Origin of the sequence: Vibrio gigantis (genome assembly GCF_024347515.1) — a bacterium.
GTDB lineage: Bacteria > Pseudomonadota > Gammaproteobacteria > Enterobacterales > Vibrionaceae > Vibrio > Vibrio gigantis.
In genome coordinates, this window is the sequence record NZ_AP025493.1 from 353,391 (window position 1) to 365,617 (window position 12,227).

Below are 12,227 nucleotides of genomic sequence, written 5' to 3' on the forward strand. Positions count from 1 at the left end.
CAAGTCACTATAGTTCTGCCATAAATCGGAGAGCTTATGACAACTAATATCAACCCTAACTCATCTATGAATAACAAGCCAGAGAGCATATTACCTCGCATCATCAAACTTGGTTTGCCTGTTGCATTGCAAAGTGCTTTGGTTGCTATTTTAGCCCTTGCTGACGTGTTAATGGTCAGCGATTTTGGTATGGAAGCAGCTGCTGCTGTGGGAATTGCGTCAAAATGGCACTTCGTTGCTATTATGATTATGGCAGGGTTGGCCTCAGCAAACGGAACATTAGTCGCTCAATACTGGGGAAAGAATGACCGTAAAAGTGCGCGTACGGTGTCATCCATCGCAATGGTGTTTGGCTTAAAAGTTTTGCTGCCTGTCACTGCAATCATCACTCTTGGTTCTCAGTTTTTAATGATGTTGCAAACCAGCGATCAAACCGTGATTGAGCTTGGTGCCACTTACCTTTGGTACGGCTTCCCTGTTCTGCTGCTGACTCATATTGTGGTCGTGGTAGAAGCAAGCATGCGCTCTTCAGGTGACACCGTAACCCCACTATTGTTAGGCGGTGTTACAATCGCCCTCAACATTGCGCTTAACTTCATTCTTATTAAAGGTGCTTTCGGAATTCCAGCAATGGGCGTTGCGGGTGCTGCATTAGCGACAACTTTAGCACGCTTGATTCAAGTGGGTTTGATGTATGGCTACATGCGTATGCGTAACCACTGGTTGTTAACTACGCCTAGCTCACCACATCGTCCATCATTGTGGTTGTCTTACCGTCGTATTGCTCTGCCACTGACTATGAATGCCGTTTTATGGGCAATGGGCACTATGGCTTACCAAATGATCTTTGGCCACATGGGCACAACAGAGCTAGCTGTTTTCTCAATGCTCGCTCCGTTTGAGTCGTTATGTTACTCGATATTCTTTGGTATCTCGGTTGCGTGTTCCGTGTTGCTTGGTCACTCACTCGGTCGTGATGAGTTCGATGATGCGATGAGTATGGGTCTGACGTTTATTAAAGCCGTGGTTGGTTTTGGTGCGGTGGTAGGCTTGCTATTGTTTATGGGTAAGGAACATGTCCTATCATGGCTAAACCTAACCACAGACGCTTTATACCCGCTCGCTTCACCAGCGATGATGATCATGTGCTTTGCGGTTGTGATTCGCATGCTCAACATGGTGATCATTAACGGTATCATTCGTGCTGGTGGTGACAATGCATTCTGCTTGCGCATGGATTTCATTGCTATGTGGATGGTTGGCATTCCAGTGTGTGTTTACGGCGCATTTGTCGCTGGATGGGATTTCAAATACATCTATGGTCTGATGTTGGTGGAAGAAGTGGTGAAACTGGCTATTTGTTCACACCGTTATTTGAGTCGCCGTTGGATCAACAACCTGACGGTTACTTATGAAGAACCACAAGCGGCTTAAGCTTTTGAAGTAACCAACTATCTGAACAAGATGACGCTCAAAACAAAAAGGTCTGAGAAATCAGACCTTTTCGTTTCTTTAGAAATTACTCTAAAACACCAGTTACTTTTTATTCATTCGAATATGACGGTTCGACACATTCGGCAGTGGCTTCTCTGGCACTTTCCGTTTCTCATGAATTAAATGTCGAATCGCTAAAATAGGATGCTTAAGCAGCATTCTTGGCCCTGCATAGCGCATCACTAAACGCATTTGCTCTTTCGGGTCAGGTTTATAGCAATGAATCGGACACTTGTTACAGGTCGGTTTTGCTTCGCCATAGGGGCATCTATCAAGCCGCGTTTCAGCATAACGCAACAGTTGCTCACACTCCTCACATAACGCGTTATTCTGACGAAATTCACCGTGGTGATCTTTGCAATAGATGTGCACCATCGCGATAACGGTTTTGTACTCCGTCGCAAGTTCGCCTTGTAGAATATTGTTATGTTGGAACATGTTTTAATTACCTAATGAGAAACCGTACAGGTTGAGATTAACGCTTTCGCTTATCACATCTTCAACTCGCTCAAACACAAAGCCTAACTTAGCCAGTAGTGCGATACTTCGAATGTTATCAGAGGTTGTGATGGCAACTAAATGATCGATATCAGCATTCTGCTTAGCTTGTTCAATTATCGCTTCCGCTGCTTCTTGAGCAAAGCCTTGACCATAAAACTCAGGAACAAACCCGTAGCCAATATCATGCGACTCTAAGGTGTCTCTTTTTATTAGTCCGCAGATACCAATTGGTGTTGAAGAATCCTTGATTTCAACCATCAACAAACAGACGCCCTTCTCCTCGTGCATCTTAAGAATGTTATTTTCGATGTATTCGACAGCCTTTTCAGTGTTGCTGATTTCCTTATCACCAATGTAACGCAGGAAATCTTCTGAGCTGTATAATCGTTGAATAAACACCGCATCTTGAGGCGTGATCATTCTTAATCGTAAACGTTCGGTCTCGACTGCCTGCATAGTGATATTTTCCTTGCTGAATACCATGTAAATATTGAGTTCTAGAGCTAAAATGATTATCCTCCACCGCCTAAACTAAATACAAGGCTATGCAGCAATGAACCGTAAGAAAAAAATTAATCAAATTCTAAAAAAGAAGCAGAAACAGGCGAATTCTAAACTGCATAGTAGCAACAAGCCTCGCTACATTTCTAAAGCTGACCGTGCAAAAATGGAAGCAGAAGAACAAGCTAAAGCAGCTCAAGAGCAGGCTGAAGGCACAGTCGAAACAACTGTTGAAGCTGAAGAGACAAAAACTGCAGAGTAAGTTTATACTCGCAGCCCTTGGTCTAGCTCAATACACAGAGCAGATGAACAAAAAAGCAGCCTCTATTTGGGCTGCTTTTTCGATCGAGCGGTTTATTAGCTCACTTACTTTAGCCATCTAACCTTTGAAAGGTTGCACTTCCCAACGAGCAAACGGTGCTTTTGCGTTTATTCCTGCTCTTCCCCAACGATCAACTGAATCCACAACCAAGATACGCTCATTCGGTACCAATGATTTAATCAAGTTGCTTGGCTTTTTCGCTGTGACTAACCAAAGTGCATCGTCTTCTGAAAACATCGCTTTTAGCTTCGCTTTATCTTCCTCTGCCCATTCCAGTTCGGCTTTGAACATGCGTTCTTCAACAAACAGTTGGCTACCAGACGCGAAATCTTCCAAGCTTTCTGAAAGTAGTAATACTGAATCCACGTCATTGTCGAGCAATACTGCTTGTTGCTTATTAATCAGCTCACGAACATCCAACATCACTCGTTGTAGGTTGCTATCAATCGTTTCAGCTTGTGTCGGCCACAACAACTTAAAGTCGTCAGCCACGATTGCTGCCATACGTGTTAAGTTGGTTGGGTTTAACCACGCATATTTAGACACATCACCATTCGATAATGTAAGGGCTGCAACGCCTTGTGCTCGTGGTGTAATGGCTTGAGCGGCATCAACCTCAACCAAACGGATATTGCCTTGTCTTGCGTATACAAACGTAGGGTCTGCTTGCCAGATCGATGACAACGTTACCGCAACGGTCGCCTTTTCGCCAGACTTAAGAACTTTGCTTGCACCCTTGGTAGCAAACCAATTTGGCAGACGGTCGATACCGTAGCGCTTGGGTGGCAGATACTCAGTCGTGATGTCAGTGCCTTTAGTTAGCTCCGTCGCTAATGCATAAGTCACAGGTGTACTCGTTAGAATATCTTCAGCATTCGCTTTAATTGACACCAACGAGCCAGCCATTAACACACTGCCAAGCACACCGACTTGAGCCGTTGCTTTGACTGAGCTCGAGATACGATTCATTAAAGAAGTCATGATTACGCCTTTCTTACAATTCGGTATAGCGTTGCTGCAAGGAAAAACGTTGCAGAAACAATGATGATAGAAGCACCCGACGGTACTGGCAATTTAAGTTCCATTGGTAATACCGTGCCAACCAAACACGCAATGGTCGCTAGCAATGCTGATAACAACACAAAGCTACCCATGCGCTTGGTTAATAGTCGAGCCGTTGCACCTGGAATCAATAACAACGCGCCTACCAAAACTGCACCCACAATCTTAACGGCAGCAATCGTGACTAACGTGATCATCATGACAAACAGGTAGTCGTAGAAACTGGTGTTGTAACCGCGAACCTTCGCAATATCAGGACTGATACAGGTAAGCAGGATACGGTTGAATGTCGGTATCAAAAGCAAAATGATGATCGCGCAACTGCCTGCGAGAATCGCTAAGTCTTGATCTGTTACCGTAAGGATCGAACCAAACAATACGTTCTCAAGCATGTGAATATTGATCTTACGAGCCACGTACATCAGTAACGCAGCACCCACTGCCAATGCCAGCGCTAGGAACACACCAACCAAGGTATCGTATGGCACGTTGGTTCGGTTTCTTACAAAGTGCAAAAGCAAAGCGAAAATCATACAAAAGCTAAACAGCCCAATGATCGGATTTTCTGGTGGCTCGCCAAGCAGAACACCAATTGCAATACCAGTTAATGCTGCGTGACCCACCGCCTCAGAGAAGAAAGCCAGACGCTTGGCAATCACCAAAGTACCCAGACCACCTAATAGAGGGCCAAGTAATAACGCTGCAACCAAAGCGTTTACCATGAAGGCATACATGAAGCTTTCTGATAACAGACCCGCTTCAACCCCAATAATGGCAAGTTGTCGTAACCAATCCATTACGCAACCTCCTTCGATTTGGTCATGGTAGAACCACTGCTGTAATGCTGAAACAAGCTCTCGATTTTGCTTGGGTGTAAAACTTCTTGATGCGGGCCACTATCCACTAAGAATCGGTTAACGACATGTACGTTCGCTTCAAGTCGACGAACTGCAGTAACATCGTGATGAACTGCTAGAATCGTTCGGCCTTCATCAACGCATTCACGAATTAGCGACTCCAGATAGCGAACGCCCTGCTCGTCCATGCCCGTCGTAGGTTCATCCAATACTAGTAAGCTCGGGTTATCCAATAACGCTTGAGCAAACAAAACACGTTGCTGCTCACCACCGGACAACTGTCCCATACGGCGGTCGCTACGAGTCGCCATACCAACGCGATCTAACTGCGCGAGTGCAAGATCCAATTGCTTAGATTTGCGACGCCAAAACAGAGGGATTCGCGTCTGATTTAGCAGAACAAAGTCCATGACCGTCAAAGGTAAGCTCGACTCGAATGTCGCTTTTTGAGGCACGTAACCAATACTTGGCTTTTCTGGCCAATGAATGTTGATCGCTCCAGAGAAAGGCGTCAATCCAAGTACCGATCTCAGCAAAGAAGTTTTGCCGCCGCCGTTTGGCCCCATGATCACATGACACTCGCCCGCTTTAAGTTCTAGCGAGATATCATCAAGAATCACATTGTTATCGTACTGCAGACCCAGTTTATTAATTGAGATTGATGGACCTAGCATTATGCGTTCCCGCTTTTAGCTTGGTTCGCCGCCGCAAATTTCATGGCTTCGATTAACGTCTCTAGGTTCTTCTTCATCTCAACTTCTACTTTATCGTCTTCATATTCGCCGTGGGTCATGTGAGAAAAACGGTAAAGTTGAACGCCCGTTTCCGCCTCAATCGTGTCAACAAAACGGTTTGGCATGTTCAATTCGTAAAACAGAACATCAATACCCGATGCGCGGATCTTCTCGATCGTCTCTTGAAGTTGGCTAGCACTTGGCTCAACACCGTGTGCAGGCTCGATTACCGCCGCGACATCAACACCAAACTCTTGAAGAATGTATCCATAAGCGTTGTGTGTAGTCGCAACCTTCATGCCTGATGTATCTAACTCACCTAATGACAACATCGCATCACGCTTCATAAAACGAAATTGCTTAGCGTACTTACGTGCATTCTTGCGATAAAACGCAGCGTTGTCTGGGTCGAGCTTAGATACTTCACTGGCAATGGTGTAAACCTTTTGAATGGTTGTCGAAAGCCCAACAAAGGTATGCGGGTTAACAGCACCCTGACCCACAGACTGACCAAGAGCCGGAAGTAAAGGCACTTCTTTGTTTGCTTCGATCACCACTAAGTCATCACGTTGCGCGGCTGAAATCACTTTAAGCGCGAAGTCATCATGACCAATACCGTTTACTACGATTGCATCCATTTGGCTCAATCGCTTTAAATCATTGGGTTGTGGTAAGTAGTTATGTGGGTTGAAACCTGCGTCAACCAAAGGAAGAATGTTCACTTTGTCGCCGACTACAGCTTTCACATAGCTGTAGTAAGGTTGAAGTGTGATACCAATCGTCAGCTTGTTACTGTCGACCGTGTATTCTTTTGCTAATGCATGAGGTGCCATAAACACCGCTAATAACGACATGAACAGGGTCATAATTCGCATAGTAATTCTCTTATTATTAGTGAGCATCGCTTTCATGATGCTGTTCAATTTCTGATTCGTTCACAACCATTTTCCAACCAGTAGACTCAAGCGTGTGTTGGTCAAAAGTTACTGGCTGTTTCGCTATGCCACCCAAAAAGATCCAGATTTCAGGAGAAATGCTGTTCGCGTTTAAAATAAAGGAATCCGCAGAACCATGATCGGTTGGCGTAGAATGCTCGCTTGGTGTCGCATACTCACTTGGAGTAGAGAAGTAATAACCACGTTCGTCCAGTACCCAAGCATGAGAACCTTTGCGCTTCCAACTCTGATCTTCTACAAATGGGGCAACCCATTCATCTTTAAGTGACGCTACACTCGGCCATTCACCATCTGAGTCCATGCGCAGGTCACGAATTTCTTCATGAGCCAAACGCAGCTCTGATAGCATCGCCAAATTTTCTTGTTCAACATCCGTCACTAAAATTTGATGGTCAAGTACGGCTTTTACGTGAGATTCCGCCTGATGAAATGGGATCGCGACAGTTGCAAAGCAAAGGATAGATACAATGATCAGCCCTACCCATTTGCCCTCTCTGCCGCCCGTGTCAGCACGTACGCTTTGAATTATCATTTTTCGCTGATCTCAACAACATCGACTTCAACGGGAAACTCATGGCCTGAATCAAACACAAGGTAGAACTCAGTGTCAGGATGTGGGAATTCAACGATAGAACGTTTATCTGTCATCTCTTTTGCAATCAAGTTGTCTTCGTAATCGTACATCTCAACCGCGTAATCAATCGCTTTGCTGCCATCGGAATAACCCGCTTCACAAGCAACGGTTTTGCCTTCAAACCAGCAACTCATCAATGGGAAGTGTGCTTGTGCAGGTAATGCAGCGAAACCAAGTCCCAATGCTAAGCAAGGAGTCATTAAAGCGTTAAATTTTGTTTTTATTGTCATGGTTTGTACCCTAGCCACAGTGCAAATTCTCAGTTATAAACTGAGCGATAAAGGGCTCAAATGAGCCCTTAAGTTTTTTGGTTCTTAATCAGGGCTCTAGCCCAAATATCACAGACTATTGAAGCAGTGCTTCGAATGTTAGGTGAACATTCGCGCTTGCTTTGTCCGCCAGTGGGTTGTCAATCAACTCACCTTTGTAGTTCGCCTTCATTACGTAACGACCCGCTACGTCTGGAGTAAACGTGATTTCACCATTCTCATCGCTCACCACGTCAATCTGCTCTTGGTGGTTGCGGTAAAGCGTACCTTCACGAGTGATTTCCGCTGTAACACCTTTCTGAACTTCACCGTTGTAGAAGAACTGGAATGTTACTGGTTCGCCTTCAATGATGTCTGAAGGGTGTGTAATAGGTTTCATTTCAAGTAGCTTGCCTTCAATTTTGAAGGCTGAATCTGATGGCTTACCTACTGTGATGTAGCTTTCAGCACGTGTGAAGCTGATTTGTGTTACCACGTCACGTGCCTTTTCTGGTAGTACTGAATCGCGCTCAGCCTTGTTTGCTTTAACCCACTTCACGGTGTCACGGCGACCCGCTTTGTATTGGGTGTAGTAAGACGGTTCGTTGTTGATCGCCACTTTGTGTGTACCTTCTTCTTCAAAATAGAAGTCGAAGATTGAACGACGCTTGCCGCGAATCACAAAGTTAGGGCGCTCACTGCGGCCATCTGGCATGATGACATGAGCATTTTCGCTGCCAGCAGGCTTATCAAAAACAAACGTGCCGTGAGAAGCAGTAACGTCGAACGTTAGCCAATCACCACCTTCTTTAGATACTGTGAAATGAGATGGCAGAATCCAACGTGGGTGAGCTTGTGCTGTTGTCGTTGCTGCTAAGCCAAATGCCATAACACCCGCTAGTGCAAGTGCCTTAATTTTTGTCTGTTTCATCATGTTCAATTCCATTATTTATAATTGTTAGCCGTGTCGCTCAAACTGAGCCTACGATGACGACTGTCTATTCTGTACAGTTTGCTTTTGCGATTCGTACCTACTACTTAGCGATGTAGTTCAGGGTGATTACACCCGTCTCTTCCGTTGCTTTTAATTCGTAAGACGCATTTGAATCTATGAGTGATACTTTTTGGCGAAGGTAGTTACGGCCACCGTGTTCACGAACCACTTCGATATGAACCGTGTACTCGCCTTGTTCTAACGTTTCACCGCTGTCGCTCTTACCATCCCAAACAAAACGGTACTGACCAGCAGGACGGGTTGCAGACGTCACAGCATCAACCAATTCACGATCGTAACGGCCAACCTTTCTCCACCAGCTACGTAGATCCTTAAGCCATTCGTCTTTTCCGACCCAAAGCTCAATGGTTTTCACTGATTTTCGCTCGCTGTTCTCTACCCACACCGCCACATAAGGACGTGCATACATAGAGGTATCTATTTTTGGAAGTTCAAAGCTGACATCCAGTTTTGCCGTATCAGGAATCGCTTTTGCCAGACCTAGGCTTGGTAAAAGAGATAAGGCAAGAAGCACCTTACTCCAGTTCATTTTTTTCATTTTTAACAACCTTATAAACCCGTTTAACCTTAAGTTCGTTCTTCAATCCGATTCGTCAATCGAATCAAACGTTAAGGCACGGCGACAAAATAGATAACAAGTGAGATTGCAGACCCAAGCACCGTCCATTTGATAGAAGTATTCAGCGTCTTTTTCTTAGGTAACAGTAAGCACACGCCGGTAAGCACAAAGAAGATCATCAATAGCGCGGTGATATCGATGAACCATTTCCATACTTCACCACTATTACGACCTTTGTGTAGATCGTTTAACAAAGCGATAACGCCGTAATTCGTGGTTTCGACTTCTACAAATTCAGACGTAACGTCAACAAAAACGGAAGCGTTGTAGCCTGGTCCTTTGAAGTCCATAGATACCTCACCGATGAGCAACTCACCGTCTTCAATCTCTGCGTAGATGTCCAAACCTGAAGCAACACCGGAGAGGTTAGCTTCTTCAAACAGAAACGTTTCAAAGGCTGTCTCGTCAGCTTTTAAACGCCCGTCTTGAACCGTAAATAAACTTGAAGGAAGCGTTAGCGTAGAGCGTTGGATATTGGGTTGGCTTGATTCAAATAACTCAGGTCGGTTCAGGGTGATACCGGTTACTGAGAAAAAAAGAACCACGAACAGAAGTGCCATAGAAATATAAACATGAAGTCGACGAGCCCATGACTGAACCGCCCTACTTTTTAACGACATACAAACCAATACCTATAAATTTTATGGCGACAATTTAGTTGATAATCATTCGTATTGGCATTCAATTTACATTGTTTACGTTTGCAGAGCAGCGTAAGGAAATTTACATAACATTACATGGGAAGTAATCGAACTGTATGCATATTCTTGCTAACGTGTACTAAAGGAATTTGATTCTTTCTATTAGAAGTTATCGATAACAGGGTCAAACCTCAAAAAAACCTCAATCTCATCATGCTTGATTGAGGTGGGTTTAAGGTAACAGTTGTGGCTTTAAGGATGGAAAGTTGGGACTATTTGATCGTTGGATCTGTTTGAAGATCATCCCAAACGATGATTCTTCGATTGATATCGATTTGTTAAAATCTGAACTAATCACTGCTTTGGTTATAGCTAATTAAGCTAAAAAGGAATTGAAATGCGTATTATTATTTTGGCTTTGGCTGCACTAGCAACAGCGTGTACCAACCAAATAACCAGCACGGAAGAGCATATTCAACAATACATCGGTTCAGACATAACCGATGTACAAGAACGTTACCTTACTGAGCGCTCACGTCCTATCAGCTTTTGGGAATCCAGAAACTTTGCTTGGGTTGAAACTCAAACAGCACTAGACAATGGTTATACCTTGCATGCCTTTAAAAACCCTTATCGCGACTGCACTATTAACTGGGTTGCGGATACCAGCGGTGAGATTCGAAGTGCAACGTCAAGCGGCGCGATGTGCGATCCGTAATCTATCAGTCCGATGAGTAAAACTAGACCAACCCTAGCCACCAAAATTACGAAATAAATTAAAAAAGGGTGTCATTTGAACCATCAAATGACACCCTTTTCTCTTGGTATCTGTCGTGCTATCAACAGTTAGACGTTGCCGTTATCACTGACTGTTCTTAGCTGAGTCAGGTATTTAATCCAACCTTTTGCTTCAGAAGAAGGTTCAATGTTATTCGCACGTTTAGCTTGAGCAAGAGCATTATCAAGATTCTTTAGCTTGTACCATGAACGTACTTTCGCTAAAGCAACATCGGCTTGCTTGTTCTTGTCTTTCACTTTATCCAAAACAACCAGTGCACGATCGTAGTAACCTTGCTGAACCAATAACTGAGCCACATTCCAATGATATTTCGTGTCTTTTTTAGACGCTAACGTCCACACTTCAATGGCACTGTCCCACTCTTTCGCTAGCTGCCAGTATGTGGCTTGCTCAGCCAGAAGTTGAACATCGCTGTTCGCATCATCTAATTTAGCGATCTCTTGTGCTGCACGCTCTGGAATACCACGTTTAGCATAAAGCTGAGCCAGTAATCTGCGGTCTGAGTTTTTCAGCTCTACACCTTGAAGATCAGCCAACGCAAGTGTGTTCAATGCATCGCGGTTACGTTCTAGTCTTAGCTGAATACCCACAAGTTGACGCCACCAGTTGTCTTTTTCTGGCTGAAGTTCAATCAGGCTTTCCAGAGTTGGAATAGATTGCTTCCACTGCTTTAACTGTAGTTGCGCACCCAGTTTTAGAGACAGAGGCGACAGTTCTGATTTTGCATTGAACTTGTCACGATTACCAATCGCTACTAGTACTTTTGACCAGTTCTCGATTTGGTATTCCGCTTGTGCAATTCGCATCCAAAGCACGTCTTTCTTTTCTGCCTCTGGCGCTGTTTTTACTAACTCGTAGTAATGTGGAAGTGCGTTTTTGAACTGCTGATCATTTAATAATAGATCGGCAAGCATACGCTTGGTTACCCAAGCTTGTTCATCCACCAGCAAATTAGTGTCTACCGCGTAAGTAAGCTGCTTAATAGCGGCATCCGTTTTACCGTCTTGCCAGTAGAAAACACCCAGCATGCGAGCCACGTACGCTTTGTCGTAGCCTTTAGAAAGCTCCAAGCCTGCAAGTACGTCAATGGCCTGCTTAACCTGTTCATCTTGAGCAAGCTTATGCGCCTTTTGAACACGAATAGCAGTATATTGGGTTAGCTCTTGTGCCTGTGTTGTAAGGGCCATTAACAACAAGCCCACTAATATCCATATCTGTTTCATCATTTTGCCAACTTAAACTCTAGTTTCACGGTTTGACCAACCTGAGCTATCGCTTTTCCATCGACGACTTTCGGTTGATATTTCCATTTTTTAAGTGCTCTCATCGCTTCACGTTCAAACATACGACGTGGGTTTGCGTCAGTGACTTGAATGTCAATTGGGCGTCCCGTTTCATCGATGGTAAAAGACATAATCACATGACCTTCAGCACCACGCTTAAGCGCTTTCGCTGGGTAACGAGGCTCTACTCGATACAAAGGCATTGCCTGTTGGTTTGACCCAAAATCAGAGAATGTCGGTGCGTTAATCGCAAGGCCATCAATGGATGTATTCAAATCCAATGATGGCAAAGAAGACATCGAGTTCAGAGGCGTAACTTCAGCTTGTGACTGAGATGTTTGCGCTTCTGGTGGTGGCTCTGGCATTTCTGGTTTTTCAGGGACGGCACGCTGTCTTCTTTGAACTTCTTGTTCTTGTTCCACCATCACCATGTTGAAACTTAACGTCTCGCTATCATCTGGTGAACGTTGGTGGCCATTGTCGACCATCCAAGCCATGAAAGAAAACAGTGCTAAGCCCAGTGCACCTGCTAGTGGTAAAGCAAGAAATAGGCGAATCATT

Annotated in this window: 16 protein-coding genes; 3 read left to right on the forward strand and 13 right to left on the reverse strand. The window is 44.5% G+C overall.

The window, feature by feature from the left end; genetic code table 11:
- Positions 1-36 precede the first annotated feature (36 nt).
- Positions 37-1,434 carry an MATE family efflux transporter gene (locus OCV56_RS17650; protein ID WP_086714060.1) on the forward strand — a complete coding sequence of 466 codons (1,398 nt, stop codon included), beginning with the start codon at positions 37-39 and terminating at the stop codon, positions 1,432-1,434.
- Between the two features lie 102 nt (positions 1,435-1,536).
- Here the strand turns inward: OCV56_RS17650 and OCV56_RS17655 are convergent, their stop codons facing one another.
- Entirely contained in the window at positions 1,537-1,932 is a 396-nt protein-coding gene (locus OCV56_RS17655) for a nitrous oxide-stimulated promoter family protein (RefSeq protein ID WP_086714061.1), read from the reverse strand.
- 3 nt (positions 1,933-1,935) lie between these two features.
- Positions 1,936-2,451, reverse strand: coding sequence for a GNAT family N-acetyltransferase (locus tag OCV56_RS17660; protein ID WP_086714062.1), 516 nt, complete (start codon positions 2,449-2,451; stop codon positions 1,936-1,938).
- 97 nt (positions 2,452-2,548) lie between these two features.
- Between OCV56_RS17660 and OCV56_RS17665 the strand changes: the two genes are divergently transcribed.
- A complete protein-coding gene (locus tag OCV56_RS17665) occupies positions 2,549-2,758 on the forward strand; it encodes a DUF2986 domain-containing protein (RefSeq protein ID WP_086714063.1) in 210 nt (69 codons plus the stop codon).
- Between the two features lie 117 nt (positions 2,759-2,875).
- Here the strand turns inward: OCV56_RS17665 and OCV56_RS17670 are convergent, their stop codons facing one another.
- From OCV56_RS17670 to OCV56_RS17710, 9 genes are all read right to left on the reverse strand, one after another.
- Positions 2,876-3,799, reverse strand: coding sequence for an ABC transporter substrate-binding protein (locus OCV56_RS17670; RefSeq protein WP_086714064.1), 924 nt, complete (start codon positions 3,797-3,799; stop codon positions 2,876-2,878).
- 2 nt (positions 3,800-3,801) lie between these two features.
- Positions 3,802-4,677, reverse strand: a complete 876-nt coding sequence (locus OCV56_RS17675; protein ID WP_086714065.1) for a metal ABC transporter permease — start codon at positions 4,675-4,677, stop codon at positions 3,802-3,804.
- The gene (locus tag OCV56_RS17680) at positions 4,677-5,411 is read right to left on the reverse strand and encodes a metal ABC transporter ATP-binding protein (RefSeq protein WP_086714066.1); all 735 of its coding nucleotides are present in this window, start codon (positions 5,409-5,411) and stop codon (positions 4,677-4,679) included. Before OCV56_RS17680 ends, OCV56_RS17675 begins: the two co-directional genes overlap by 1 nt.
- The gene (locus OCV56_RS17685) at positions 5,411-6,346 is read right to left on the reverse strand and encodes a metal ABC transporter solute-binding protein, Zn/Mn family (RefSeq protein ID WP_086714067.1); all 936 of its coding nucleotides are present in this window, start codon (positions 6,344-6,346) and stop codon (positions 5,411-5,413) included. The genes OCV56_RS17680 and OCV56_RS17685 overlap by 1 nt, the downstream gene beginning before the upstream one ends.
- 16 nt (positions 6,347-6,362) lie before the next feature.
- Positions 6,363-6,959, reverse strand: a complete 597-nt coding sequence (locus tag OCV56_RS17690; RefSeq protein ID WP_086714068.1) for a DUF6162 family protein — start codon at positions 6,957-6,959, stop codon at positions 6,363-6,365.
- Entirely contained in the window at positions 6,956-7,291 is a 336-nt protein-coding gene (locus OCV56_RS17695) for a hypothetical protein (RefSeq protein ID WP_086714069.1), read from the reverse strand. Before OCV56_RS17695 ends, OCV56_RS17690 begins: the two co-directional genes overlap by 4 nt.
- Before the next feature lie 115 nt (positions 7,292-7,406).
- Entirely contained in the window at positions 7,407-8,243 is an 837-nt protein-coding gene (locus OCV56_RS17700) for a DUF4198 domain-containing protein (protein WP_086714070.1), read from the reverse strand.
- Positions 8,244-8,343: 100 nt separating this feature from the next.
- The gene (locus tag OCV56_RS17705; protein ID WP_143691576.1) at positions 8,344-8,862 is read right to left on the reverse strand and encodes a DUF2271 domain-containing protein; all 519 of its coding nucleotides are present in this window, start codon (positions 8,860-8,862) and stop codon (positions 8,344-8,346) included.
- A 71-nt stretch (positions 8,863-8,933) separates the two neighbouring features.
- Entirely contained in the window at positions 8,934-9,563 is a 630-nt protein-coding gene (locus OCV56_RS17710; RefSeq protein ID WP_086714071.1) for a PepSY-associated TM helix domain-containing protein, read from the reverse strand.
- A gap of 418 nt (positions 9,564-9,981) precedes the next feature.
- On the opposite strand from OCV56_RS17710, the gene OCV56_RS17715 reads away from it, so the two are divergent.
- Positions 9,982-10,302 (forward strand): hypothetical protein, encoded by a 321-nt coding sequence (locus tag OCV56_RS17715; protein WP_086714072.1) that lies wholly within the window; start codon positions 9,982-9,984, stop codon positions 10,300-10,302.
- A 128-nt stretch (positions 10,303-10,430) separates the two neighbouring features.
- On the opposite strand, the gene OCV56_RS17720 is transcribed toward OCV56_RS17715, so the two are convergent.
- Together OCV56_RS17720 and OCV56_RS17725 are read right to left on the reverse strand one after the other, a co-directional pair.
- Complete coding sequence (locus OCV56_RS17720) at positions 10,431-11,609, reverse strand: tetratricopeptide repeat protein (protein WP_086714073.1); 1,179 nt, start codon at positions 11,607-11,609, stop codon at positions 10,431-10,433.
- Entirely contained in the window at positions 11,606-12,226 is a 621-nt protein-coding gene (locus OCV56_RS17725) for an energy transducer TonB (RefSeq protein WP_008219721.1), read from the reverse strand. The genes OCV56_RS17720 and OCV56_RS17725 overlap by 4 nt, the downstream gene beginning before the upstream one ends.
- Position 12,227: the final 1 nt, after the last annotated feature.

Coding starts and splice junctions, on each gene's coding strand:
- OCV56_RS17660 (WP_086714062.1), bottom strand. CDS start 2,451: ATGCAGGCAGTCGAGACCGAACGTTTACGATTAAGAATGATCACGCCT.
- OCV56_RS17670 (WP_086714064.1), bottom strand. CDS start 3,799: ATGACTTCTTTAATGAATCGTATCTCGAGCTCAGTCAAAGCAACGGCT.
- OCV56_RS17715 (WP_086714072.1), top strand. CDS start 9,982: ATGCGTATTATTATTTTGGCTTTGGCTGCACTAGCAACAGCGTGTACC.
- OCV56_RS17665 (WP_086714063.1), top strand. CDS start 2,549: ATGAACCGTAAGAAAAAAATTAATCAAATTCTAAAAAAGAAGCAGAAA.
- OCV56_RS17720 (WP_086714073.1), bottom strand. CDS start 11,609: ATGATGAAACAGATATGGATATTAGTGGGCTTGTTGTTAATGGCCCTT.
- OCV56_RS17695 (WP_086714069.1), bottom strand. CDS start 7,291: ATGACAATAAAAACAAAATTTAACGCTTTAATGACTCCTTGCTTAGCA.
- OCV56_RS17705 (WP_143691576.1), bottom strand. CDS start 8,862: ATGAAAAAAATGAACTGGAGTAAGGTGCTTCTTGCCTTATCTCTTTTA.
- OCV56_RS17700 (WP_086714070.1), bottom strand. CDS start 8,243: ATGATGAAACAGACAAAAATTAAGGCACTTGCACTAGCGGGTGTTATG.
- OCV56_RS17650 (WP_086714060.1), top strand. CDS start 37: ATGACAACTAATATCAACCCTAACTCATCTATGAATAACAAGCCAGAG.
- OCV56_RS17675 (WP_086714065.1), bottom strand. CDS start 4,677: ATGGATTGGTTACGACAACTTGCCATTATTGGGGTTGAAGCGGGTCTG.
- OCV56_RS17690 (WP_086714068.1), bottom strand. CDS start 6,959: ATGATAATTCAAAGCGTACGTGCTGACACGGGCGGCAGAGAGGGCAAA.
- OCV56_RS17685 (WP_086714067.1), bottom strand. CDS start 6,346: ATGCGAATTATGACCCTGTTCATGTCGTTATTAGCGGTGTTTATGGCA.
- OCV56_RS17680 (WP_086714066.1), bottom strand. CDS start 5,411: ATGCTAGGTCCATCAATCTCAATTAATAAACTGGGTCTGCAGTACGAT.
- OCV56_RS17710 (WP_086714071.1), bottom strand. CDS start 9,563: ATGTCGTTAAAAAGTAGGGCGGTTCAGTCATGGGCTCGTCGACTTCAT.
- OCV56_RS17655 (WP_086714061.1), bottom strand. CDS start 1,932: ATGTTCCAACATAACAATATTCTACAAGGCGAACTTGCGACGGAGTAC.
- OCV56_RS17725 (WP_008219721.1), bottom strand. CDS start 12,226: ATGATTCGCCTATTTCTTGCTTTACCACTAGCAGGTGCACTGGGCTTA.